Below are 24,594 nucleotides of genomic sequence, written 5' to 3' on the forward strand. Positions count from 1 at the left end.
TATGAGTAAAACTATCATAATCTCAAATAGACTACCAGTTCAATTACAAATTAGCAATGGGGGCATAACTGCAGTGCCAAGTGTTGGTGGTTTAGCCACAGGAATGAAATCTGTACATTCTAGCGGCGATAGTCTATGGATTGGCTGGAGTGGATTGACTGATGAAGAAATTCCTGATGAGCTTTCCGATGAAATTGACGAAGCCTTGGCGAAACATGGCTCTTCTAAAGTAAGACTAACTGCCGATGAAGTTGACGGCTTTTATTACGGTTTTAGTAATAGAACTATTTGGCCTTTGTTTCACTATTTCTTAGAATATTCAGAATTTGAACTTGATAGTTGGAACACCTATAAAGCAGTAAATCAGAAATTCGCCGATGCTATTTTAGAAAAAGCTGGAGATGACGATACCATATGGGTACATGATTATCAATTAATGTTAGTTCCGCAAATGGTGCGTGAAAAACGCCCAAATATTTCTATCGGATTCTTTTTACATATTCCGTTTCCTTCTTTTGAAATTTTTAGAACTATGCCGTGGCGTGAAGAAGTTTTACGTGGCTTATTAGGATCCGATTTAATTGGTTTTCACATCTATGATTACGAAAGACATTTTTTAAGTTCGGTACGTAGATTACTCGGACTAGAAGTAAGTTTTAATGATATCTATTTAGGAAATCGAATAATAAAAGTTGATTCCTTTCCGATGGGAATAGACTACAAAAAGTTTAGAGGTGCCGCCGAAGAGCATGCCAAACGAGGTCCAAATGAAGTTTCAGAATTACAAAAAAGACTTAATTCACATAAAGTATCTGATCCTGACAATAAGTTTTTACTCTCCATAGATCGATTAGATTATTCGAAAGGAATCGCAAAACGATTAAATGCTTTTGAATATTTTTTAAATAAATATCCACAGTATAAAGAAAAAGTACGATTGATAATTTTGGCCGTTCCATCACGATCGAATGTTCCACAATATCAATTATTAAAAAAAGAAATTGATGAGTTAGTTGGGCGTATAAATGGTGAATTTTCGACAGTTAGTTGGACACCCATTTGGTATTTTTATCGCTCAATGCCGTTTGATAATTTAATTGACCTTTACACTTCTAGTGATATTGCATGGTTAACACCACTACGCGATGGCATGAATTTGGTCGCAAAAGAATATATAGCAACCAGAACCGACAAAACTGGAGTGTTGATTTTAAGTGAAATGGCCGGATCTGCTAATGAGATGAACGAATCACTCCTGATTAATCCGAATAATTTCGAACAAATTGCAGATGCGATTAATGAGGCTATAAATATGCCTATTGAAGAACAGCAAGAAAGAAACGGACTATTACAGCAACGTTTAGAACGTTATAATGTAGAACGATGGGCCAATGATTTTATGACCTCATTAAAAGAACAACGGGACCGAGAAGCTGCAAATGTTTCAACTCGAATTACTGATGTACGATTAGCTTCAATTGTAGAAGATTATTCAAAAGCTAAAAAGCGTTTATTATTCTTAGATTATGATGGTACATTGGCAGGCTTTCATAATGATCCACAAAAAGCTGGCCCGGATGAAGAATTGTACGATTTATTAGATACGCTTCACAACCAAGAAGGTACCGAACTATTTTTAATAAGCGGTAGAGATAAGGATACATTTACCAAGTGGTTTGTTCATAAAGAATATAACATGATTGTTGAGCACGGTGTATGGATTTCTAAAGGTGGCGAAAAGTTTAAGCTCTTAGAAAACGTCAAAAATGATTGGATGGAAAAAATACGACCCGTATTGGAATCTTTTGTAGACCGTACACCAGGAAGTTTTATTGAAGAAAAAAATTATTCGTTAGCTTGGCATTACCGCAAAACAGATCCCGACTTTGGCAGTTTAAGAGCAACAGAACTGTCAACGGTTCTTACAAGTTTAATTGGTACTGATGACCTAAGTGTTCTAAATGGCAATAAAGTAATGGAAGTAAAAAGTAGCAATGTAAACAAAGGCAGAGCCTCCATGCGCATGTTGGGTGAAGGACAATACGACTTCGTTTTTGCCATTGGAGATGACTGGACCGATGAATTTATGTTTCAAGAACTTCCAGGAGATACAGTGACTGTAAAGGTAGGCAGACAAAAAACATCTGCTAAATATTTTGTAGAAGATACTAATAAAGTACGAACCTTATTAAAAGCTTTTATAAAAGCATGATACATCCAATTAAACTTTTAGCTTTGGCAAATAATTAAAAAATTATAACACTAAATGATCATAGAACCAAGAACTCGCGGATTTATCTGCATAACTTCACATCCAGATGGCTGTGCTAAGAGTGTATCAAATCAAATAGACTATATAAAATCTAAGGGAAAAATTGAAGGCGCAAAAAAAGTCCTTGTAATTGGAGCTTCAACTGGCTTTGGCTTGGCATCAAGAATAGCGAGTGCTTTTGGTTCAAATGCATCAACCATTGGAGTTTTTTTTGAAAAGCCGCCCTCTGAAGGAAGAACAGCTTCTTCAGGTTGGTACAATACTGCTGCTTTTGAAAAAGAGGCCAATAAAGAAGGAATATATGCCAAAAGTATAAATGGGGATGCATTTTCTCATGCCATAAAAAATGAAACAATTGCATTAATTAAAGAAGATCTTGGTGAAATAGACATGTTAGTCTATAGTTTAGCTTCACCTGTAAAAACGCATCCTGATACGGGTGTTCGCTATAAATCAACATTAAAACCAATTGGTGAAAAGTACACAAATAAAACCGTGGATTTTCACACAGGTGAAGTCAAGGAGATTAGTATTGAACCTTGTACAGAAGATGATATTAAAAATACAGTTGCCGTAATGGGTGGTGAGGATTGGGAATTATGGATAAAAGCATTACAACAAGAAAATTTACTTTCTCCAAATTTTAAGACTATTGCATATTCCTATATAGGCCCAAAATTAACTGAACCCGTATACAGAAAAGGAACCATAGGAAAAGCTAAAGATCATTTAGAAAAGACGGCATTTACGATTACCGATTCGCTAAAAGATCTAAATGGAAAAGCCTATGTGTCTGTAAACAAAGCACTTGTAACACAATCAAGTTCAGCCATACCTGTTATTCCACTTTATATTTCTTTACTATATAAGGTTATGAAAGCGAATGGAGTACAAGAAGGGTGTATAGAACAAATTCATAGGTTATATTCTGAACGATTATTTGTTGATCAAACACCAACAGATGCTGAAGGAAGAATTCGTGTAGATGATTGGGAAATGCGCGAAGATATTCAAGAGCAAGTTTCTAAATTATGGGAACAAGCAACAACAGAAACACTTTCTTCAATTGGAGATTTAGAAGGATATCGAACAGAATTTTTCAACCTTTTTGGGTTTAATTTTGATGATATTGATTATAAGTCGGATACAAATGAAATAGTAGCAATACCTAGTATAAAAAGCTAATAACTGGCATTGTTCTTGCAAAATATAATGTATTTACTTGTATTATTTTAAAGTATGCTATTTTTCAAACACAAGCCAAACAATATAGAATAAAGCAATAGTCTAATTTAAAGACCAAAGAATAAAAAGTGAAAATACATTCTAAGCAGATGAGAAAAAGCATTTTATATTTAATACTTATAGTTCTTGTAGTGAATAATTTACATGCGCAAGAGTTTACAAAGCAAGACACCTTACGTGGCAGCATAACACCAGAGCGAGCTTGGTGGGATTTAAATTATTATCATTTAGATATTGAGGTAAAGCCCGATGAGAAATTTATATCTGGATCAAATACAATTCGTTATAAGGTTTTAGAAAATAAAAAAAAGCTACTTCAAGTAGATTTACAACCACCATTAAAAATTGAGAAAGTTACACAAGATGGCAAAGTGCTTAAGGTAACCTCTAATGGTAATGCACATATCGTTCATCTAAAAAAGAAACAGGTAAAAGGCGAATTTAATGAAGTCATTGTTCACTATTCAGGTAAACCTAAAGAAGCAGTGCGTGCTCCATGGGATGGTGGTTTTTCTTGGAAAAAAGATGATAATGGAAAACATTTTGTCGCTACTTCTTGTCAAGGTCTTGGAGCAAGTGTTTGGTGGCCAAATAAAGACCATATGTACGACGAAGTCGATAGTATGTTAATAAGCGTTGCTGTTCCTAAAAACTTAATGGATGTTTCGAATGGTCGTTTAAGAGGAGTTGATGATAATGGCAGTACTAAAACTTACCATTGGTTTGTTGATAGTCCTATTAACAACTACGGTGTTAATGTTAATATTGGAGATTATGTTCATTTTGGCGAACAATTTTACGGAGAAAAAGGCATATTAGATATGGATTATTATGTCCTTCGCGACAACTTAGAAAAAGCCAAGAAACAGTTTAAACAGTCGCCAATGATGATGCAAGCTTTTGAACATTGGTTTGGCCCCTACCCTTTTTATGAAGATAGTTTTAAACTAGTTGAAGTCCCATATTTAGGCATGGAACATCAAAGCTCAGTAACGTACGGCAATAAGTACAATAATGGTTATTTAGGACGTGATTTATCAGGTTCTGGTTGGGGATTAGAATTCGATTATATACTTATACACGAGGCGGGTCACGAATGGTTTGCAAACAATATAACCTATAAAGATATCGCCGATATGTGGATTCATGAAAGTTTTACTACGTATTCAGAAAACCTTTATGTTGATTATCATTTTGGAAAAAAGGCAGCAGAAGAATATGTAATTGGAATTCGAAAAAACATAAAAAATGACAAACCTATTGTTGGAAAATACGATGTAAATTCTAGAGGTAGCGGAGACATGTATCCGAAAGGTGCGAATATGATTCACACTATTCGTCAATTGATAAACGACGATGAAAAGTGGCGTCAATTATTACGTGATATGAATGAAGATTTTTATCATCAAACTGTAACTACGGAGCAAATTGAAAATTATGTGAGTCAAAAATCGGGAATGGATTTATCAAAGTTCTTCGACCAATATTTAAGAACGAACAAAGTGCCGTTGTTAGAATATAAAATTGATGGTAATACCTTACAGTACAAATACGCAAATGTTGTAGATGGGTTTAATATGCCGGTAAAGTTAAGTGTTGATGGTAAATTTGAATGGATTAAACCGACCACAGTATGGAGCTCTCAAGAAATAAAAGGCGATTTATCAAACATCCAAATCGACCCAAATTTCTATATTGAATCGAAATTGGTAAAATAAAAGTTCGCACTATTAATACTCTTAATACTCGTCTAATTGCATTTGAAAAAAAGGTAAACGACTTTATGTCGTCTGGCATTCCTTTTCTATTTATCATTGATTTTAAAATGCAAAACCCTTTGGCCTTCACATTAGAAGAACTTGAAGAAAAAGGTTTTTTATATGATATAAAAGGGAAAACAAATAGTTTAAAAAATCCCATAGCTTCGGAAGTGATCAAACTAAAGATCAATCCATTATCGCAAGACACATATTCCAAAGCTTTCAATGAAGTTCAAACGAATATTAATAAAGGGAATTCATTTTTATTGAATTTAACTTTTCCTTCTATTGTTGAAACCGAAGCAACTTTAGAAGAAATTTTTCATGCGGCAAAAGCGCCATATAAATTATATTCAAAAAACAATTTTGTTGTATACTCACCAGAATGTTTTGTGAAAATAAAAGATGGTTTTATTTATTCGTATCCAATGAAAGGTACTATAGATGCGAATTTACCAGATGCGGAAAACACCTTATTAAATAATCAGAAAGAAATTAGAGAGCACAATACAATTGTAGATTTAATACGAAATGACCTTTCTATGATTGCTTCAGAAGTAACTGTAACAAAGTTTAGATATATAGAAAAAATAAAATCTGGGCAAAATGAAATTCTACAAACAAGTTCAGAAATTAGAGGAAAGCTTCCTGATAACTGGGGTAACAATTTCAGTGAATTATTTTTAAAATTACTGCCTGCTGGTTCTATTAGCGGGGCTCCTAAAAAGAAAACTTTAGAAATTATTACTAAAGTTGAAATTAAAGAACGCGGCTATTACACCGGCGTCTTTGGCATTTATGATGGGCAAAACATTGACAGTGCCGTAAGTATTCGATTTATTGAAAAGGATAAGGATAAACTGTGGTATCGCAGCGGTGGTGGTATTACATCGCTAAGTAATGCTGAAGAAGAATACCAAGAACTCTTAAAAAAAATATATGTACCCACTAATTGAAACAATTTGCATTTTAGATGGGACCATACAGAATCTTGAATGGCATCAAAAAAGATATGAGCGCTCATATGAAGAAATGTATTCCAAAAAGACTAAAACAAAATTGGCCTTCGATTTAATTATTCCGGAACAGTTTATGTCTGGCAGCTGTAAATTACGTGTATCCTATAATGAAATAAATAAAAAATATGAGTTTGAAAAATATTCGGCTAGGCAAATAACAACACTTAAGCTGGTTATTGATGACAGTCTTGACTACCACTTAAAATATGCTAATCGCTCTAACTTAAATAGTCTTGTTGCTCGCAAAGAAGAATGTGATGAAATTCTTATAATAAAAAACGGAATGGTCACTGACGCATCGTACGCTAACATCGTTTTTACGGATGGCAAAAAATGGTTTACCCCTACTACTCCTCTTTTAAAAGGAACTTGTCGTTCACGGCTTTTATCAGAAAAAAGAATTCAAGAAATTGATATTAGTACGGAAGACTTACCTCGGTATATCGGATTTCAACTTATAAATGCAATGAACGATTTAGATGATTCTAAGCATATTAAAATAGAAAACATTAAAAAGTAATATTTTAATTAAAAATAAAAAAGCATCCGCCATAGACGAATGCTCTTTTAATTTATTACAGATTCTACAAGACTTTAAACCGAACAGTGGTTTATTTCTTCTTCTTTAATACTATTGATTTAGAACCTGTAAGTGGTATAGCACCTTCAGCGCCATTATCAGTATAACTAGCAGTTAATACCATCAAATCACCAGATTTACTATTCTCTGCTTTTATAGTTCCTTTAGATGGCAATGAGGCTTTTGTATTTGCAGCTCCACTTAAAGACAAAATATAAGTTGCAATCTGACGGGTTTCATCAGACGTAATATTTGGATGTGCAGGCATTGTAACTTCACCCCAAACACCTGTTCCTCCTTCAGCCATTTTCCTTTGCAAATAAGCCATCGCCTTCTTATCGTCTTTGTACTTATTAGCCACTGCCTTGTAATTAGGACCAATAGAAGCTTCAGCTTCTTTATGACAAGTTTTACAATCCATGGCAAGCGTAAGTGCTTTACCCGTAACTGTTGCTGAAACTTGTTGATGACCTAAAGACATCGCCACTTCGTCCATACCTTCTAAATAGTCTACGGAAACAAAAATATTGTCTTGATTTATTTCCTCTCCTTCTGCATCGGTAACAGAGACCTCGTAATTAACAGACTGTCCTGGCACGTAAAAAGATGAATTTCCACCCTTTATATCGATGTTTAAAACGGGTCTAGAATTTCCAGCTACAATAGTAGTAATAGAACTCCTTGCCGACTCCCCTTGATTATCTTTAACTTCTACGGAAACTTTGTAATCGCCAGCTTCAGCATAGGTATGAGAAGTCATTGGTTCAGAAGTTTCTTTGGTCTCTCCATTTCCTAAATTCCACACATAACTTAAAGCATCACCTTCGCGATCCATTGCCGCTACATTAGCATTAATGGTTAATGGTAATTTCCCTGAAGTATGATCCACAATCAATTTATCAATAACTGGAGGTCGGTTGCCACCATTAAATTCAATATAACTTAAAGCCGCATTTTCGTTTGCAGAAAACCACCCACTTCCATATTCTAATAAATACATACGACCACTAGGCGACATTTCTACATCAATTAAATTATTAACCTTAATATCAGATGCAAAAGGTTCCATTTTATTAAAACTACCATCTTCAAATAATGTTACGGCCATCATCCAACCTCGCATCCATTCGTAAATTATTGTTTTACCGTCGTAATAGGAAGGTAACTCACCACCGTTAGGATACAAATCTGAATAATATGTTGGCCCGGCCATGGCATTTCTACCTCCTGTACCCACTTGCGGAAATAATGAAGTTTCTGCATATGGATAATAAATATATGCTGGAGTTGTTGGAGGCAATTCTCGCAAACCTGTATTATTCTTAGAATCATTAATGGGTTTTAAAGGGTCGTAAACTTCACCAAATTCACCAGTTTCATAATTATAGGCGTGATACGGGAAGTTATCTCCAATAAACAGCGGCCATCCAAAATTACCTGCTTTTAAGGCAAGATTCATTTCATCGTAACCTCTAGGGCCTCTAGTTTCAAGAGAATCTCCACGGGCATCAGGCCCAACTTCTCCCCAAAATAAATGATTATTCTTAGGGTCTACAGAAATACGATATGGGTTTCTATGCCCCATGGTATAAATTTCTGGTCTTGTTTTTTCAGTTCCAACAGGAAAAAGATTGTCCGCAGGAATATCATAACTACCGTCTTCCTTCATTTTTATACGAAGTATTTTCCCTCTTAAATCATTGGTATTACCTGAAGATCTTCGTGCATCATATTGCTCATGACCAGGATTGTCATTCAATGGTGCATATCCATTATTCACATATTTCTCTCCTTTTTCATTAAAAGGAGTTGCATTATCTCCAGTCGACAAATACAATAAACCGTCTCCACCAAAAGCTATAGAACCTCCGGTATGACAACAAATTTCGCGATCTGAATGCACATCCAATATTTTTTGTTCAGAGTCTACATCAAACTTTCCTTCTACATATTGAAACCTAGATAACCTATTAACCGACAAATCACCAGATGGTGCGTAGTAAACATAAATCCAGTTATTAGTTTCAAAATTAGGATCTTTCTGCAAACCCATTAATCCTTCTTCAGCATTTACCCCCGGGGTATTTAATGTTTTATTATAAACATCAAGTTTTGCAATTTCAGTAACCTCTTCTGTTTCAGCGTTATATCTTAAAATTTCACCACGTCTCTGTCCAATAATCACATCATTATTAGACAAAATCGTCATTTCAGTAGGTTCAAAAAACACACCTTCAGCCAAAGTTATTTTTGAGAAACGATCCACATCTGGTGGTATTTGAGTTGTAGCCTTGCTGTAGTCTAAAGGAAGATTTTCACCAATTGCATACTGTATTCCACCTAACAAATGCTTTAAAAAAGCGTCTTCACTATACGTCTCATCTGTATGACCAGCACCGGTATAAAATGCTCTACCACCATCATATTCGTGATACCAAGCAAAAGGATGGTTATCGCCGTTTTTTCCTCCTTCATAAGTAGATTCATCCACGGTCATTAAAACATTTACATCAGGATTAATGTTTTTGTAATTATAAATCTCGTCTGCACGATGCCAGACATCTTCAGTAAAATGTCTTGTAGCGATAAAATTCTTATCCTTTATAATAAAATCTGCTTCTGGAGTTCCGGCTGGGTGACTCAAAAATTGAGCACCAACAAGTTTAGTGTACCAGCCCCAATCGTATTCTGTATCTGTAGCAGCATGAACACCAACATAACCACCACCAGCCTGAATATAGCGCTCAAATGCTGCTTCTTGCTTATGGTCTAAAACATTCATGGTTGTACTTAAAAAAACAATGGCCGAATATTGCTTTAGATTGTCTTCATTAAATAGCTCTGCATTTTTAGTTGTATCAACTTCAAAACCATTTTCCGATCCTAATTTTTGAATTGCCGCAATACCTGTTGGAATGGAGGCATGTTTATAACCCATTGTTTTAGAAAAAACCAAAACTTTGGGTTTTCCCTCACGCTTATTACCACATGAAGTAATTAGAAAACCAAATACTAATGTGATGGCTAAAAGTATCTTTCGCATATTATATAATTAAGTTGTTTTTGTTGAATTTCTAAATGTAAGGCATCTAGACCCTTTTTACCAAATTAGCACTGTTATAAGTAGTATTTTTATAGACAATTTTGATAAAAATGAAAGATTCTCAAGAATATTATTTTAAGGACCAATCAGAATTTAGAACATGGCTCCATGATAATCATACGCAGACAGAGGGTATTTTTCTGATTTTTTACAAGGTTGCACACAAGATGGAAAGTATGCGTTGGGAAGAGGCAGTACGGGTAGCACTTTGTTATGGTTGGATAGACAGTACAGTAAAAAGCCTTGGCGACGGAAAACGCCGACAATATTTCTGTCAAAGAAAATCTAAAAGCGTTTGGAGCAAAGTCAATAAGGACCACATTAAAGAACTTACTACTAAGAAGTTAATGCACAAAAGTGGCTTAAATTCTATAAAGATTGCAAAAGACAACGGCTCGTGGAAAGCTTTAGATGATGTTGAAAACGGAGTAATTCCTTTAGGCCTACAAATTGCCTTCGATAAGAACCCAACTGCATTTTCAAACTTTAATAATTTTTCACATAGCCAGCGTAAAGGTTATTTATATTGGCTAAATCAGGCTAAACGCGATGCTACAAAAGAAAAGCGAATCGAAGAAATTATTCGGCTTTGTGCGAACAACATAAAGTCAAGAGACATTTGGTAAAGTTTTTCATTTGATGAAAACGTATTTTTAACCTTATATTTAGCCGAGCTTTTGAAAAGTGTATCGGGCCAGCGTGTTTTCGTTTTCGATTTTTCTATTCTTGGCTATCTTCATGTCTAAATTACCTAAAGAACAACAATTTATTGATTTATCAGATTATGGCAGACCCTTTGCAAGAAGCATTGCTACAGCCTTAAAAGATACCTCTTTCACCCCTATACATGTTACCATATCATTTATTATTGCAGGTATCACTGCAATAGTCTGTATTTTGAACCATTGTTTCTGGGCTACACTTTTCTTTCTGATTTTAAAATCTATTCTAGATGCCGCAGACGGAGAATTAGCTAGAGTAAAAAACACACCGAGTTACACCGGAAGGTATTTAGATTCTATTTCAGATATCATTCTTAACCTGTTAATCATTTTAAGTATATGGCATATCACCAATGGTAACCTTATTTATGCTTTACTAGCTTTTTTTGGGATACAACTGCAAGGAACTTTATACAATTATTATCATGTTATATTAAGAATCAAGCATAATGGAGATACCACAAGTAGAATATTTGAAAAAGGTGTACCCGTTGCAATGAAAGGGGAAAAACAAAAAAATGTGGATACTTTATATAAAGCATATCAACTGTTATATGGAATATTTGATAGTATCATTTATTGGTTAGACAGCAATGCGGCGAAAGGTAAAAAGCTACCAAATTGGTTTATGACCTTAGTTTCTATATATGGATTGGGTTTCCAATTATTAATTATAGGCGTAATGTTGGCACTAGGTCTAAAACAATATATTGTTCCTTTTTTTATAGGAATAACAGTTCTAATTTTTGTTTTCATTTCGTTACGGAAATTAATCAATAGGTAAGCAATTATTAATTTTTATAAATTCTATAATATCTCATTGATGCAAGCCCTCCTATAATCGCAAAACTAACTAACATTAAAAAGACGTATTGAAAACCCAACTCACCCGGATACTTATCCAACAAATATCCATAAGCCAACCCGGCAAAAATATCTGGTGTAAATCCAACTACCGAAATTAACCCCACTGCGGTTCCTGTATAAATTAAAGGAATTTGTCCTTCTTCCATTACCGCAAAATATAAAGCACGTACGGCATAAACACCAATGGCTATAATAATAACGGATAACATAAATAAAGCCGTGCTTGTAGGTTCAATTAGTCCGGATGCAAATAGCAAACCTCCTAAAACAGCGATGGAAAAACTATAAACCAAACTAAGCGAAATTCTAAAGCGGTCGATTATTAAACCTACTATAATTCCTATTGCCGGTCGTAGAAATTGAAGAAAGGTGCCCAGTTGACCAGATTTCACTTGATCATAATGCATTACTTCGTTTGCGTATTGAGATAGAATATCTGTAATCTTATAACCCACATAGGCACATAAAATTATCACCATCAATAATTTTACAGCTGGTAGTTTAAAAACAATACCGATTTGTTCAGTAGTGATTTTTTCAATTTGTATCTGTTTCGCTTCAATTCCTGATTTCATAAAAAACCAGGTCAGAACACCTATAATGGTTATTATACCAGAAGAATAATAAATAACATTTTTAAATGCTATTTGTCTACTAGCTAATGTAGCTACTTCAACATTTTCTAATATAAAAGACGAAAAAACAAAAACCCCTAATAAGCCAAACAAAGCACCTGTTAATCCCCTTCCCCCATCTAAAAACCCGAATGCTCTACCCTGAGAATCTGAACCACCCCAAACTCTAGTTGCTTTTATCATAGGTGCCCAAAACAAGAATATTGTAGTGAAGCCCCAATAACCATATAAGATTCTAAGAATTTTATAAGAAGGAAATGTTGCGAAAAGTAAACCTCCTAAGGCGGTCATCCATAATGCGATTGCCATTAATTTTCGAGGCGGATAACGATCAGCTAGTGGTCCACCAAATAAATAAGATACAACAGCAACAATACCATAAACAAAAAAGCAGAATCCTAGTTGAACATTGTCCAACTGAAATACTTCTAATACGGTAGGTCTAAATATTCTCGGCAAAACAAAAGGAAGAATAAAAACTGCTTCGCCAGCTAAGATTAGTAAAACAAGATAATACCAACTGACTTTTTGTTTCATAAGTGATAAAAATAATTAAAATAAGTGGGTATAAAATGTAAGCAAAACCAATATTGAGAACTATATTTTATAGAACTTAAAGTTTTTGATATCTTTAAATCGATTGATAAAAAAATAAGAATTTCTGAATTAAAGAAATAAAAATATTTTAATAATATAAAACAAAGCTATGCTACACATCCGTTCAAAATGTTCTTTAATTTGTTTTATTGCGCTTTTATCGCTTACCATGAGTGCTACTATTTTAGCTCAAGACAGTACAACTGACAAAGATCTTTCTAAGGCACTGATTGGCACATGGGTTTATCAAGAAAATTTGAGTGGTGAAGATATTAATTCAGCAACAGGTAACCGAATCAAATCCTTTACAGGAAAACATTGGCAAATAAATCAGTCAGATCCTAAGACTGGAAAAGTTATTTTTCACCATGGTGGTACTTATCTAATAAGCGACGGTGAAGTTATTACCACAACAACATACGCTAATCCAAACACCTTTAATATGGTTGGTAACACCTATACTTTTACTATGAAAGTCGAAGACAACACTCTTACCCAAATAGGATTAGACAATACTTGGAATGAAGTTTGGAAACGCGCAGATTAATATTACATTGACTAATATGTATGCATATACAGGCATAAATACATCAATATAAACTATACTATCAATTACACATTCTAATTTTTAATCATTTATATGAAACATTTTTTTTTAATAGTTGCCCTAGTGTTTTGCTCAAAAATAATTGCCCAAGAAAATGGCGAGAACAAATTAGGTTCATGGCATATGTATTTTGGTACAACAAAAATTGCAGATAAATTAAGTATTCATACGGAAGCCCAACTACGCTATTTTGAACAAGGCAAAAACTTTAATCAATTACTATTACGAACAGGTTTAAATTATCACATAAGTCCAACAGCAATTGCAACAGGAGGTTATGGTTATATTACTACCGATGGTACTTTTGAGGAATTTCCTGATGAAATAAATTCTAAAGAACATCGCATATTTGAACAATTAATATTGAAGAATAAAATTTCTAATGTTGCTTTCGAACATCGCTACCGATTAGAACAACGTTTTCTAGATTTTGGTGATAGAAACGACACACAGCATAGGGCTAGATACAGACTTCAAGTGACAGTACCATTATCGAAGATTATGTTTTTAAATTTCTATGATGAAATATTTTTGAATCTTCAAGACGAAGTATTTTCTCAAAACAGATTGTACGGAGCATTAGGTTTTAATGTATATAAAGATGTTTCACTACAGGTTGGATATTTAAAGAATCATTTTAAATCTGCTCATTTTGATCGCTTACAGATAGGTGTCTTTATAAATACCGACTTAAGTAAAAGCAACAAAAATAAAGCAAATGAATCTTCAGAAAATTAAATTTAAAAATGCAGAAGGCCAAGTATTAAAAGGTCGGTTAGAATTACCTTTAGACCAACAACCACATAATTTTGCGATTTTTGCACATTGCTTTACATGCAATAAAAATCTTTCTGCAGTAAAAAATATTAGCAGGGCATTAACGGCAAATGGTTTTGGAGTATTGCGATTCGATTTTACGGGACTGGGTGAAAGTGAAGGAGATTTTGAGGATACTAATTTCTCCGGAAATATAGAAGACCTTATTGCTGCAGCCAATTTTCTTTCAACAAATTATCAAGCTCCTACCCTATTGGTCGGTCATTCTCTAGGCGGTGCTGCGGTAATATTTGCTGCCGAGAAAATTAAATCTATTAAAGCAGTTGCAACTTTAGGTGCTCCTTCTAATCCGATTCATGTAAAACATTTATTTAAAAGTGACCTTGCAGAAATAAATACTACAGGGCTAGCAAAGGTTAATTTAAGCGGACGAGATTTTACCATTAAAAAGCAGTTTTTAAATGATTTAGAATCAAATTCCTTACCAGAAGTAGCCAAAAATTTACGAAAGGCACTTTTAATTATGCATTCTCCGCAAGACAATACAGTTGGAATAATTAATGCTGAGGAAATCTATCAAGCAGCCAGACATCCAAAGAGTTTTGTCTCATTAGATGGTGCCGACCATTTATTGATGAATAAAAAAGATTCTATATACGCTGGGGAAGTAATTGCCGGATGGGCCAAAAGATATGTTGAAATCCCTGAAGATAATAATCAACTACAAACTAAACATCAAGTAGTTGCAAGTCTTGATGAAAAAGATGGATTTACTACTAGCATGAAAGTAGGTAAACACAATATGATCGCTGATGAACCAGAGTCGTTTGGCGGCAATGATTATGGACCATCACCCTATGAGCTTGTCTCTGCGGGACTTTCAGCATGTACCGCAATGACTGTGCAAATGTATGTTAAACGAAAAGGATGGGATTTACAAAATATTGAAGTTCATACATCGTATAGTAAATCGCATGCAGAAGATTGTGAAAATTGCGAATCTGATAGCGCTAAAATTGACACTTTCAATAGAGAAATTAAATTGACAGGGAATCTTGATGAAAAACAAAAAAACAGAATACTACAGATTGCAGACAAATGTCCGGTTCATAAAACATTGCATAGCGCTACTCAGGTAATTACTAATTTAATATAGTAATGAAAAGTAAGGTTTTTGAAATTACAATAACCGGTAAATATTTTGCATTACAACTTCCAGAAGAAGTTGTGCTACCATTTATAGCGAAAAAATTAAATCGGGTAAAAGCTGTAGCACGCTTTAAAGAGAATGAAATAACATTTCATGCAGCCATCCAAAAAAGAAACAACAACTTCTACATGATGTTTGGAAAACGATACCAACAAGAATTGGGTGTTTTACTAAATGACATCTTTCAATTACAACTTTTCGAAGACAATTCTAAGTATGGTGTTGAAATGCCAGAAGAATTAGAAGCTGTTTTGGTAAGTGATTTTGATGCAAATGAGATTTTTGAATCCTTTACGGCCGGAAAAAAACGTGGACTAATTTATGCCATATTAAGCTACAAAAATTCGCAAACTAGAATAGACAAGTCACTTTTAATATGTGAGAACTTAAAAAAAGGTATTCGCAATAATCCCGATTTACTAAAATCATTTTAGTTGAACCTTGAAATGCTTTTTTATAATACTTAACTTTGATTCTTTATTATTAATAATATTGCGAACGTATCGTCCGTAAAAAAACAAAATAAGTATGAAAACAATTAAAATGGCTCTACTCGGACTAGTTCTGATAGCCTCATACAACTGTAAAGAAACTAAAAAAGAAGCCAAAGAAGATTTGGAAGCGGTAGAAGCTGGTGCTGCAGAACAATTTAGTTTGGTTCAAGATTCAACTATAGTAAGCTTTACAGCTTATAAAACTTCGGAGAAATTACCGGTTGGTGGTAAATTCACTGAAATCAATATCTCCAATAGTAGTTCAGGTGCTACTGCCTTAGAAGCACTTGATGGAACAGAATTTTCTATTCCAGTTAGCAGTTTATTTACGAATGATGCAACAGGAACGAGAGATCCAAAACTTCTTGAATTCTTTTTCGGAGTGATGGAAAATACTTCACTTATTTCGGGTGTATTTAAAGTTGGAGCTGATGAAAAATGTTCTATTGATGTTACTTTAAATGGTAAAACTGGAAATATTCCATTAGAAGTAGAAAAAACAGCAGACGACCGTTACACTTTTAAGGGAGTTATGGAACTTGAAAACTGGGATGCATTAGCAGCCGTAGCTTCTATAAACAAAGCTTGTGAAGCTTTACATACTGGTAAAGATGGTGTTAGTAAAACTTGGAGCGATGTTGCTGTACAAGCAGAAGTTTTATTGCAAAAAGATTAGTATTTGAAATCTCCTATAATGGGATAGTTAACAAAATATAAAATGGCTGCCAATTGGCAGCCATTATTTTTTAAATAAAATTCAATAACTTGGTGTAAAACCACTATAAAATTCTATTTAATTGATTTAGAATTATTTAACACAAATTGGGTTTTTGGCTATTCATATATTATTGATATTTGGAAGAGATAACTCTTATCGATGACAACGACTGAAGCAAAACTAAAAGAACGTATAAAAGAACTTACATGTTTGTATGATGTTACCTCCATTATTGTAAACTCAGACTATGATCAATTAGAAGCTTCATTAGACGCTATAATATATTGTTTAAAAAAGGCGTGGCAATTTGAAAAAGACACGGCAGTTTTATTAAATAGCGGCAATCATTCTGTAATGACCCAAAACTTCGATACCGAAATGGTTTTTTTAAAATCGGAGATTAAAGTATTCAACAAAATTGATGGTCATATAAAGGTTGGCTACCCAATTGATAAATACACCATTTTAGATTTTTTACCCGAAGAGCAAACATTACTAGATAATGTAAGTTTAGCCGTCGGCAATCTATTAGAAAGAAAGCAGATTCGTGATAGCGAAATTGCTGTAAAGCGACAAATGGAGCGCACAGACCGACTGTATATTCTTGGAGAAATTACTGCGGGAATAGCACACGAGCTTAATACACCCCTAGCAAACATTCTAGGTTTTACAGAATTATTAAAAGATAGAATAGCTGACAAACAAGCTGTTCGCGATTTAGAAAAAATAATAGACAATACAATATTCAGTCGCGAAATCGTGAAAAAATTAATGTTTTTCGCTTGTGAAATGCCACAAGAAATGAAAACAATCCAGTTAATTCCAATTGTAGAAAATGTCCTAAAACTATTGCAACCTTCGCTACATGAAAAACGGATAAAAATCATAAAATCCTTTAATAAAGAAAATATTGAATTAAGGTCAGATACCGTTCAGCTTACGCAAGTTTTGTTTAACCTAATTATGAATGCGGTTTTCTATTCACCAAAAAATGGTCGTATAGAACTTAATGTAATTGAGAAGCCTAAGAACATTCAAATTAATATTGCGGATGAAGGCATAGGAATTCCTTCTAAAAATGAAGATAAAGTTTTCGAACCTTTTTTCACCACCAAACCTATTGGTGAAGGTTCGGGTTTAGGTTTAAGTGTAGTCCATGGCATTTTAAATAGTCATAAAGGCTCTATAACGCATAAGCCCAATACTCCAAAAGGGACTATTTTCACAGTTGATTTTCCTAAATTGTAACTATGGCATTACGAAAAGAGAACATATTATTAGTTGATGATGATATCGATATTTTAGAGCTACTACAAAGGCATTTGCAGGCCATGGAATACCATACTTTTAAAGCAGTTTCAGTTAAAGAGGCTATCAGTATTTTAAAAGATACGGTTATCGACTTATTAATTACTGATATTCAAATGCCCGAAGTAGATGGACTTCAATTATTAAAATATTCCGAGGAACATTATCCCGATATGCACAAGCTAGTTGTTACAGGTTATCCATCTGTAGATGGCGCTTTAAAGGTAATTAAATCGGGCGCTACAGATTATTTAACCAAACCTTTCACTAAAGAAGAATTAAGACTTGCAGTAGAAAAAGCACTTGCGCATGGAGGTATAAAAGCTATTCATAAACCAAAAGTATCGGATGCAAATAACAATTTATATGCCGATATGGTAGGTGCCTCTGCAGCCTTTCATAAAGTGACAAATATTATTGAACGCGTAAAAAACAATAAAGCAACAGTATTTATAATAGGTGAGAGCGGTACTGGGAAAGAATTAGTGGCTAGAGCTATTCATTATTCTGGCAAATATTCTCGAGCTCCTTTCATCACTGTAAATTGTGGGGCAATTCCTGAAAACTTACAGGAGGCCGAACTTTTTGGCTACCTAAAAGGAGCATTTACAGGAGCAGATGAAAATAGAAATGGATTTTTTCAAGCTGCGGAAGGTGGTACTTTGTTTTTAGATGAAATTGGCAACGCATCTTTGGCAGTACAAACCAAAATGTTGAGAGCCTTACAAGAAAAGGAAATTAGTAAAGTTGGTTCGCGAAAAGTTGAAAAAGTTGATATTAGAATTATAGCAGCAACCAATTCTAATTTACTAGAAGATATTAAAAACAAAAAATTTAGAGAAGACTTATATTATCGGCTAACTGTGGTAGAAATTGATGTTCCACCACTACGAGAACGAAAGTCAGATATTCCGCTTTTAGTTGAAAAATTTTTACGAAAATATGGTATTGAATATAAAGACCGACTTTTGGGAATCGCTACTGATGCACTACAAATCTTAAACAAATATAATTGGCCCGGTAACATTAGAGAACTAGAAAACATAATGCAACGCGCAGTAATTATGTGTGATGGAAGGGTAACTGTAAATGACCTTCCAGAGCATCTAAAATTTCAAATAGAATTTCCTGAAAAAGGTTTTATTTCGCTTAAGGAAATGGAAAAAGAATATGCCCAGAAAGTGCTATCGCACACCAAAGGCAACAAGACCAAAGCTGCCGAAATACTTCAAATTGACCGGAAGACACTACGCGAAAAACTAAAATAAAAGACTGAGGAATAATTACCCAACCGAGGAAATATTCACCGCCAAGAAATAATCTCTAAAATTTTAATTTTATTTAACAATCTGACAACGTGTATGTTATGATGATGATATTTTAATCTCATTTAATGGGCATACCATTTGCTTTTTCAGAGAAAATATAAACCTCTAAAAAATAACTTATGGTTAAATATGTAATTGCTCTTTTATTTTCAGTTAGTACAATTAATGCGCAAAGCACAACAGACCAAAATCTTAATGTAAGTGTTGGGGATGTTTATACAATTGGAAATCCTGAAAATAACACCTACAAACATATCGATTTTCCTAGAGCTAATTTCATTATTAAACGTGGTGGAATTGCTAGTTATAACCGAATAAAAGGAAATTTAGTTGAGATAACTTCAGTAGAAGAAAAAGCAGATGGTACTACTGCTGTTAAAATAAAACTTAAAGATGGAAACCGCTTTTTCGGAAGCCATAAAATTGTTGAAGCGGATATCTATGCAGCCGTTAATTCGGGGGAATTACGAGCGAAATAGATATTTGGCTTTTTTTGGTTATCCACTTAGCGTTCTATCACTATTAGTTCGTTCAAATAAATGATATAGGTTAGGTGGATTTTCTTTTAAACTATAATTAAGCCATATAGTAAATCACTTAAAAAAGCGCTAAAAATGAAATACGGAAATATTGTAATAGAAAAAAAGGAGTATGTACTTTTAAAAAGATTAATGAATCTATCGGGATATTATAAAGACGCTACGCTTCGTAATTCAGTTAAAAAATTAGTCGGAGAGATGGAGCTAGCACTTATTCAAGATGAAGAAGATATGCCGAAAGATGTTATTCGATTTAATTCAACGGTTACCATAGCATCAGAAAATGGGTGGAATAAGACATTTAAATTAGTAATGCCAACTGATAGTGATGTAAAAAACAATAAGATTTCGATTCTTACTCCTATGGGTGCTGCAGTAATAGGCTACAGTGAAGGTGACACCTTATTATGGGAATTTCCTGCCGGCAATCAAAAACTAACAATACAGAAGGTAGCACAAGAAAATGAACATATTAACCTAAATATGGTATTATGAGTATAGCAAGATCATTACATCTACAAGAAATTGACAGTAAGGCAATTATGAAAAAAGATAAAGCTGAAATTAATTATTGGGCGGAGGATTTAGAGTATGTGAATGAAGAGTTGGAATATTTGTTAGATATCGAAGATGAGCTATTAAACAATTATAATTTGTATCAACAATTACATTCAATAAGACGGGAGAATACATTGAGGCTAGGATCCTTATATAGATACGAAGGTGTACTTAGAAATTCTATCGATGACGACTCTGCTCATTGCGACACCTATTATTTAAGCAATCATGAAAAGAATCGTAATGCATATTTAGAACATTTAAAAAAATATAGAAACATTAAATCCAAAGTACTTTCAAATATATTATTACATGCAAAAAAATAATTTACTAATGACATAATTCTAATTCCTAAAAAGTCTCCCGTTTTATGTCTTAAAAACAACATTATGGGAAAGAAGATATTATTACCTACAGATTTTTCAATAAGTTCATGGCATGCCATGCAATATGCAATTAATCTTTTCGAGAAATACGAATGTGATTTCTACATTTTAAACACTTATTTAAAAGATTCGTATGGCAGCAATAACAACGCAATTTTAGATCCCGATGAAGGGTTTAACAAAATAGCAGAAAACACTTCTAAAGAAGGTCTTGGTGACATTCTAACACGTTTGTCTTTGCTAGAAACGCAAAAAAACCATCGTTTTCATGTATTGTCTAGGCCAAACATTTTGGTAAACGCCATAAAAACTATTGTAGAAGAACTTCATGTTGACATGATTGTTATGGGGGCTAAAGGCATGTCGAGCAAAAAAGGTAAATATGGTAAAAACACTTTGGCAGTAATTGAAGATAATAGAAAATGTCCGATAATAATTGTCCCAAAAAACGTAAGTCTAGATGGTTTAAAAGAAATTGTTTTTACCACTAATTTTAAGGTGAATTTTAGCGAAAACAAAGTAAGGTCTTTGGCCGAAATAGCAAGAATATCTAATGCGAAGGTTCAAATTTTAAGCTTGGTAAAAAACAAAAATCTAACAAAAAACCAACAAAAGAATAAATTGTTTTTACAGAAGCATCTTCAAGGAATTGAGCATGAATTCAATACGCTACAAAATGTAAACTTAGCAACAGCATTAAGTTGTTTTGTTGCTCTTAAGCATAGTAACATGATAAGTTACATCAACAAAAAACCATCTTTTTGGAAAGCCTTTGGGTTTAAAAAAAGAAACCTAGAACGTTTGGGATTTTTTAAAGATGTGCCGGTTTTAGCATTACACGAATAGCTAAGTTATTATTTTAGAAAACTTTATGATATAACGCTATCAATTCATCTATAATTCCTTTTTCAAGATGTAATTTTGCACTGGCAAATACAATCTAAGATGAAAGAGGGATTATCTCGATTATTATACGACTACCTTTTAAAACTGGGCTTGAGTGAAAATCTCTCGTCCTATTTAAATTTAATTATTCTTTTAGTCGGTTCTATAGTATTGGCTTGGTTTTTAGATTTAGTTATCTGGAAATCTTTACGCATTGTTTCCTTACGACTAGCCAAAAAATCAAAGACAAAATTTGATAATTTTCTCATAACCAATAGAGTTCCGCGATATACTGCCCATATTGTTCCTTTAATGGTACTCTTCGAATTTGTTCCTTTTGCTTTTATCGGCTTTGAATATGGCGGGAATATTGCTTTAAAAATACTACGAATACTTATTGTAATCTTAACGCTTTTTATTGTAAAAAGCATTTTTAGAAGCACCAATGATTATCTAAAAACCAAACCAAGGTTTCGTGATAAGCCCATGGATAGTTACATTCAGGTATTTATGATATTTGCCTGGGTTGTCGGAATACTAACCATTTTTGCAATAATTACCAATGTTCATATTTGGAATTTCTTTACCGCACTTGGTGCAGGTTCTGCAGTAATACTTTTAATATTCAAAGATTCTATTCTTGGTCTTGTTGCAAGCATACAGGTTAGTATAAATGACATGCTACGTATTGGCGACTGGATTACTTTTGAGAAATATGGTGCAGATGGCGATGTAATCGAAATTGCACTTGCTACTGTAAAAGTTCAAAATTTTGATAAGACGATAACAACAATTCCGACATACGCATTAATTTCAGAATCCTTCAAAAATTGGAGAGGTATGCAAGATTCGGGAGGCCGGCGTATAAAACGCGCATTAATTATCAGTCAAAAAAGCATTAGATTCTTATCAAATGAAGATGTTGAATCGTTTAAAAAAATAGAGCTAATAGCTCCATATCTAACTACAAAGAGTGAACAAATTTCCAATTATAATGTTACGAATGAGATTAATAAAGACCTTCCAATAAACGGAAGAAACCTTACTAATATTGGTGTTTTTAGAAAGTATGTTACTGATTATTTACAAAAACATTCTGCAATTAATAAAGGTATGACACTTATGGTTCGGCAGTTAGAACCTACTCCACAAGGCATACCCATAGAAGTTTATGCTTTTAGTAGTGATAAAAGATGGGAAAATTATGAATTTGTGATGGCCGATATTTTTGATCACCTTTTAGCAGCCCTACCCTATTTTGATTTGGAAATTTTTGAATTGCCAAATTCTTTTAGCGGCATCAGCAAAAATTAAAAAATCCTAGCTCTTTTCTATTGCTCAACTAAGCATTTTGATACGGACTACGTATTAATCTATTGTGTATTGTTTTTAACTTGATGGCAGGATATCCCAATTTAAACAAAATAACCAATAATAGATTAGAGAGGTTTACTCTTAAGTAAGAATTGTATTCATATTTTCTGGAAGAAACTATTAAGTCATTATTGATAATAGTGTAGTTAATGTCGTTCTCTTTCATTCGTTCAAAAAACTCAAAATCCTCCATTAAAACTTGATTTCCGTCAAAACCACCCAGACCAAAAAATGTATTTTTCTTTATAAATAAGCATTGATCTCCACCACCGGTAAAAAATCCTTTTTTACCAGTAAAAGATGCGTTAATACGTAACCAAAAGCTTTCTCTATCAAAGCAATAAGAAAAAAATCCAGCATCATACTTAGTATTAATTGCAGTACGAATATCACTAAGAAATGTCTTTGGAGGGGTAACATCTGCGTGTAAAAAAACTAAAATATCTCCTTTAGAAATTTCTGCTGCATAATTCATTTGCCTTGCCCGGCCCTGGTCTATGCATTTTAAAAACTGGATTTTCTCATGATCTAATATCAATTGAGAATCATCCGAGTTCTCATTAGATAGTGCTACAATTATCTCGACTTCTTTTTTAGTCGACATATCAATTAAAATCGGTAATAAAAGTTTTAAATTTTTAAATTCGTTATGGACGGGAATAATTATTGATATCATCTAAACGGTACTTGGGCTTTACTAATCTTGAGCATCAAAACTAGTTTCGATATACGTACGTAGATTTTTAAGAAAGGTTTTATCCTAATAACGACAAACCAGTTGCTACTTCTTTCGTATATAACAATAATACGATTCTAATTCAACAAAAATGAAATCATTTTTATCTAATACTTTTCTAATTATCCTGATTTCTATACTTAATATAGGAATTTTAGATGCACAAAATATTGATTTAAACGCAGTGTCAGAAGAGTTTCTCACCAATATTAAAAACAGTAAACCTACTGATGACATACAGTCAAAATTATCAGTCCTTTCTTTAGCCGATTTAGAAAATGGATTGGAAACAGATTCGAAAAAACTAGCCTTTTGGATTAACATTTACAATGCATATATACAGGTAATTCTTTCTGAAAATCCCGAGAAATATAAAGATAGAAGAGAATTTTTTAAAACAGAACAGATTCCGATTGCCGGAAGACTTATTTCATTTGCCAAAATAGAACATGGTATCATAAGAAAATCGCAATGGGCACTCGGTTTAGGAAAAATTAGAAAATGGTTCCCTAATAAACTAGAACGAAAATTAAGAGTCGACAACCGTGATTATAGAATACATTTTGCTTTAAATTGTGGCGCCAAAGATTGTCCGCCAGTAGCTATTTATGAAGCGAAACTTTTAAATGAGCAACTAAAAAAAGGCACTGAAAATTATTTAAAAAAAACCTCGACATTTAATAAAGAAAACAAAGAAGTTTCCGTCACCTCATTATTTAGTTGGTTTCGAGGAGATTTCGGGGGGAAAAGTGGAATTAAGGAAATTCTAAAGGAGAACGAAATTATTCCAACTACAGATGTCGATATTACCTATAAAAATTATGATTGGACATTAGATTTAGATAACTGGATTAAACTTTAATAATGGCGTAAA

The 24,594-nt window shown here is 33.4% G+C and carries 23 protein-coding genes; 20 read left to right on the plus strand and 3 right to left on the minus strand.

From position 1 onward, the window contains the following. Nucleotide 1 precedes the first annotated feature (1 nt). The 5 genes from UH7x_RS00560 to UH7x_RS00580 all read left to right on the plus strand — a co-directional run bounded on the left by UH7x_RS00560 (nt 2) and on the right by UH7x_RS00580 (nt 6,816). Nucleotides 2-2,212: a bifunctional alpha,alpha-trehalose-phosphate synthase (UDP-forming)/trehalose-phosphatase gene (locus UH7x_RS00560; protein WP_482361775.1), complete on the plus strand. Its 2,211-nt coding sequence runs from the start codon at nt 2-4 to the stop codon at nt 2,210-2,212. Nucleotides 2,213-2,266: 54 nt separating this feature from the next. Continuing rightward, the gene (gene fabV / locus UH7x_RS00565; protein ID WP_482361776.1) at nt 2,267-3,457 is read left to right on the plus strand and encodes an enoyl-ACP reductase FabV; all 1,191 of its coding nucleotides are present in this window, start codon (nt 2,267-2,269) and stop codon (nt 3,455-3,457) included. A 149-nt stretch (nt 3,458-3,606) separates the two neighbouring features. Then, entirely contained in the window at nt 3,607-5,235 is a 1,629-nt protein-coding gene (locus tag UH7x_RS00570) for a M1 family metallopeptidase (protein WP_482361777.1), read from the plus strand. Between the two features lie 65 nt (nt 5,236-5,300). Next, nucleotides 5,301-6,233, plus strand: a complete 933-nt coding sequence (locus UH7x_RS00575) for an aminodeoxychorismate synthase component I (protein ID WP_482361778.1) — start codon at nt 5,301-5,303, stop codon at nt 6,231-6,233. Further along, nucleotides 6,217-6,816, plus strand: a complete 600-nt coding sequence (locus tag UH7x_RS00580) for an aminotransferase class IV (protein ID WP_482361779.1) — start codon at nt 6,217-6,219, stop codon at nt 6,814-6,816. Before UH7x_RS00575 ends, UH7x_RS00580 begins: the two co-directional genes overlap by 17 nt. Before the next feature lie 91 nt (nt 6,817-6,907). On the opposite strand, the gene UH7x_RS00585 is transcribed toward UH7x_RS00580, so the two are convergent. Further along, nucleotides 6,908-9,919 (minus strand): ThuA domain-containing protein, encoded by a 3,012-nt coding sequence (locus tag UH7x_RS00585; protein WP_482361780.1) that lies wholly within the window; start codon nt 9,917-9,919, stop codon nt 6,908-6,910. Between the two features lie 110 nt (nt 9,920-10,029). Between UH7x_RS00585 and UH7x_RS00590 the strand changes: the two genes are divergently transcribed. Together UH7x_RS00590 and UH7x_RS00595 are read left to right on the plus strand one after the other, a co-directional pair. Beyond that, on the plus strand, nt 10,030-10,605 hold the full coding sequence (locus tag UH7x_RS00590) for a YdeI/OmpD-associated family protein (RefSeq protein ID WP_482361781.1): 576 nt from the start codon (nt 10,030-10,032) through the stop codon (nt 10,603-10,605). Nucleotides 10,606-10,717: 112 nt separating this feature from the next. Beyond that, nucleotides 10,718-11,485, plus strand: coding sequence for a CDP-alcohol phosphatidyltransferase family protein (locus UH7x_RS00595; RefSeq protein ID WP_482361782.1), 768 nt, complete (start codon nt 10,718-10,720; stop codon nt 11,483-11,485). A 7-nt stretch (nt 11,486-11,492) separates the two neighbouring features. Here UH7x_RS00595 and UH7x_RS00600 read toward each other — a convergent pair whose 3' ends face one another. Further along, nucleotides 11,493-12,740, minus strand: coding sequence for an MFS transporter (locus UH7x_RS00600; RefSeq protein WP_482361783.1), 1,248 nt, complete (start codon nt 12,738-12,740; stop codon nt 11,493-11,495). Between the two features lie 229 nt (nt 12,741-12,969). Here UH7x_RS00600 and UH7x_RS00605 point away from each other — a divergent pair, with 229 nt between their 5' ends. The 12 genes from UH7x_RS00605 to UH7x_RS00660 all read left to right on the plus strand — a co-directional run bounded on the left by UH7x_RS00605 (nt 12,970) and on the right by UH7x_RS00660 (nt 22,924). Next, complete coding sequence (locus tag UH7x_RS00605; RefSeq protein ID WP_482361784.1) at nt 12,970-13,347, plus strand: hypothetical protein; 378 nt, start codon at nt 12,970-12,972, stop codon at nt 13,345-13,347. Nucleotides 13,348-13,440: 93 nt separating this feature from the next. Then, nucleotides 13,441-14,145, plus strand: a complete 705-nt coding sequence (locus UH7x_RS00610; protein ID WP_482361785.1) for a DUF2490 domain-containing protein — start codon at nt 13,441-13,443, stop codon at nt 14,143-14,145. Further along, the gene (locus tag UH7x_RS00615) at nt 14,126-15,340 is read left to right on the plus strand and encodes a bifunctional alpha/beta hydrolase/OsmC family protein (RefSeq protein WP_482361786.1); all 1,215 of its coding nucleotides are present in this window, start codon (nt 14,126-14,128) and stop codon (nt 15,338-15,340) included. Before UH7x_RS00610 ends, UH7x_RS00615 begins: the two co-directional genes overlap by 20 nt. Nucleotides 15,341-15,342: 2 nt before the next feature. Next, on the plus strand, nt 15,343-15,828 hold the full coding sequence (locus tag UH7x_RS00620) for a YdeI/OmpD-associated family protein (RefSeq protein WP_482361787.1): 486 nt from the start codon (nt 15,343-15,345) through the stop codon (nt 15,826-15,828). A 94-nt stretch (nt 15,829-15,922) separates the two neighbouring features. Further along, the gene (locus UH7x_RS00625) at nt 15,923-16,564 is read left to right on the plus strand and encodes a hypothetical protein (RefSeq protein ID WP_482361788.1); all 642 of its coding nucleotides are present in this window, start codon (nt 15,923-15,925) and stop codon (nt 16,562-16,564) included. Between the two features lie 201 nt (nt 16,565-16,765). After that, on the plus strand, nt 16,766-17,854 hold the full coding sequence (locus UH7x_RS00630) for a sensor histidine kinase (RefSeq protein ID WP_482361789.1): 1,089 nt from the start codon (nt 16,766-16,768) through the stop codon (nt 17,852-17,854). 2 nt (nt 17,855-17,856) lie between these two features. Next, entirely contained in the window at nt 17,857-19,182 is a 1,326-nt protein-coding gene (locus UH7x_RS00635; protein ID WP_482361790.1) for a sigma-54-dependent transcriptional regulator, read from the plus strand. 179 nt (nt 19,183-19,361) lie between these two features. Further along, nucleotides 19,362-19,721, plus strand: coding sequence for a hypothetical protein (locus tag UH7x_RS00640; protein ID WP_482361791.1), 360 nt, complete (start codon nt 19,362-19,364; stop codon nt 19,719-19,721). Nucleotides 19,722-19,856: 135 nt separating this feature from the next. Further along, nucleotides 19,857-20,276 (plus strand): GreA/GreB family elongation factor, encoded by a 420-nt coding sequence (locus UH7x_RS00645; RefSeq protein WP_482361792.1) that lies wholly within the window; start codon nt 19,857-19,859, stop codon nt 20,274-20,276. Next, entirely contained in the window at nt 20,273-20,665 is a 393-nt protein-coding gene (locus tag UH7x_RS00650) for a hypothetical protein (protein ID WP_482361793.1), read from the plus strand. The genes UH7x_RS00645 and UH7x_RS00650 overlap by 4 nt, the downstream gene beginning before the upstream one ends. Before the next feature lie 63 nt (nt 20,666-20,728). After that, nucleotides 20,729-21,571 (plus strand): universal stress protein, encoded by an 843-nt coding sequence (locus UH7x_RS00655; protein ID WP_482361794.1) that lies wholly within the window; start codon nt 20,729-20,731, stop codon nt 21,569-21,571. Nucleotides 21,572-21,670: 99 nt separating this feature from the next. Then, nucleotides 21,671-22,924: a mechanosensitive ion channel family protein gene (locus tag UH7x_RS00660; RefSeq protein WP_482361795.1), complete on the plus strand. Its 1,254-nt coding sequence runs from the start codon at nt 21,671-21,673 to the stop codon at nt 22,922-22,924. 28 nt (nt 22,925-22,952) lie between these two features. Here UH7x_RS00660 and UH7x_RS00665 read toward each other — a convergent pair whose 3' ends face one another. Next, nucleotides 22,953-23,660 carry a glycosyltransferase gene (locus UH7x_RS00665; RefSeq protein ID WP_482361796.1) on the minus strand — a complete coding sequence of 236 codons (708 nt, stop codon included), beginning with the start codon at nt 23,658-23,660 and terminating at the stop codon, nt 22,953-22,955. Nucleotides 23,661-23,811: 151 nt separating this feature from the next. Between UH7x_RS00665 and UH7x_RS00670 the strand changes: the two genes are divergently transcribed. Then, nucleotides 23,812-24,582: a DUF547 domain-containing protein gene (locus UH7x_RS00670; RefSeq protein ID WP_482361797.1), complete on the plus strand. Its 771-nt coding sequence runs from the start codon at nt 23,812-23,814 to the stop codon at nt 24,580-24,582. The last annotated feature ends 12 nt before the right edge of the window (nt 24,583-24,594 follow it).

The sequence above is a fragment of the Aurantibacter sp. UH7 genome, from assembly GCF_056839165.1.

Coding starts and splice junctions, on each gene's coding strand:
- UH7x_RS00620 (WP_482361787.1), top strand. CDS start 15,343: ATGAAAAGTAAGGTTTTTGAAATTACAATAACCGGTAAATATTTTGCA.
- UH7x_RS00585 (WP_482361780.1), bottom strand. CDS start 9,919: ATGCGAAAGATACTTTTAGCCATCACATTAGTATTTGGTTTTCTAATT.
- UH7x_RS00605 (WP_482361784.1), top strand. CDS start 12,970: ATGAGTGCTACTATTTTAGCTCAAGACAGTACAACTGACAAAGATCTT.
- UH7x_RS00630 (WP_482361789.1), top strand. CDS start 16,766: ATGACAACGACTGAAGCAAAACTAAAAGAACGTATAAAAGAACTTACA.
- UH7x_RS00640 (WP_482361791.1), top strand. CDS start 19,362: ATGGTTAAATATGTAATTGCTCTTTTATTTTCAGTTAGTACAATTAAT.
- UH7x_RS00580 (WP_482361779.1), top strand. CDS start 6,217: ATGTACCCACTAATTGAAACAATTTGCATTTTAGATGGGACCATACAG.
- UH7x_RS00645 (WP_482361792.1), top strand. CDS start 19,857: ATGAAATACGGAAATATTGTAATAGAAAAAAAGGAGTATGTACTTTTA.
- UH7x_RS00635 (WP_482361790.1), top strand. CDS start 17,857: ATGGCATTACGAAAAGAGAACATATTATTAGTTGATGATGATATCGAT.
- UH7x_RS00610 (WP_482361785.1), top strand. CDS start 13,441: ATGAAACATTTTTTTTTAATAGTTGCCCTAGTGTTTTGCTCAAAAATA.
- UH7x_RS00660 (WP_482361795.1), top strand. CDS start 21,671: ATGAAAGAGGGATTATCTCGATTATTATACGACTACCTTTTAAAACTG.
- UH7x_RS00615 (WP_482361786.1), top strand. CDS start 14,126: ATGAATCTTCAGAAAATTAAATTTAAAAATGCAGAAGGCCAAGTATTA.
- UH7x_RS00625 (WP_482361788.1), top strand. CDS start 15,923: ATGAAAACAATTAAAATGGCTCTACTCGGACTAGTTCTGATAGCCTCA.
- UH7x_RS00650 (WP_482361793.1), top strand. CDS start 20,273: ATGAGTATAGCAAGATCATTACATCTACAAGAAATTGACAGTAAGGCA.
- UH7x_RS00670 (WP_482361797.1), top strand. CDS start 23,812: ATGAAATCATTTTTATCTAATACTTTTCTAATTATCCTGATTTCTATA.
- UH7x_RS00560 (WP_482361775.1), top strand. CDS start 2: ATGAGTAAAACTATCATAATCTCAAATAGACTACCAGTTCAATTACAA.
- fabV (WP_482361776.1), top strand. CDS start 2,267: ATGATCATAGAACCAAGAACTCGCGGATTTATCTGCATAACTTCACAT.
- UH7x_RS00665 (WP_482361796.1), bottom strand. CDS start 23,660: ATGATATCAATAATTATTCCCGTCCATAACGAATTTAAAAATTTAAAA.
- UH7x_RS00595 (WP_482361782.1), top strand. CDS start 10,718: ATGTCTAAATTACCTAAAGAACAACAATTTATTGATTTATCAGATTAT.
- UH7x_RS00600 (WP_482361783.1), bottom strand. CDS start 12,740: ATGAAACAAAAAGTCAGTTGGTATTATCTTGTTTTACTAATCTTAGCT.
- UH7x_RS00570 (WP_482361777.1), top strand. CDS start 3,607: ATGAGAAAAAGCATTTTATATTTAATACTTATAGTTCTTGTAGTGAAT.
- UH7x_RS00655 (WP_482361794.1), top strand. CDS start 20,729: ATGGGAAAGAAGATATTATTACCTACAGATTTTTCAATAAGTTCATGG.
- UH7x_RS00575 (WP_482361778.1), top strand. CDS start 5,301: ATGTCGTCTGGCATTCCTTTTCTATTTATCATTGATTTTAAAATGCAA.
- UH7x_RS00590 (WP_482361781.1), top strand. CDS start 10,030: ATGAAAGATTCTCAAGAATATTATTTTAAGGACCAATCAGAATTTAGA.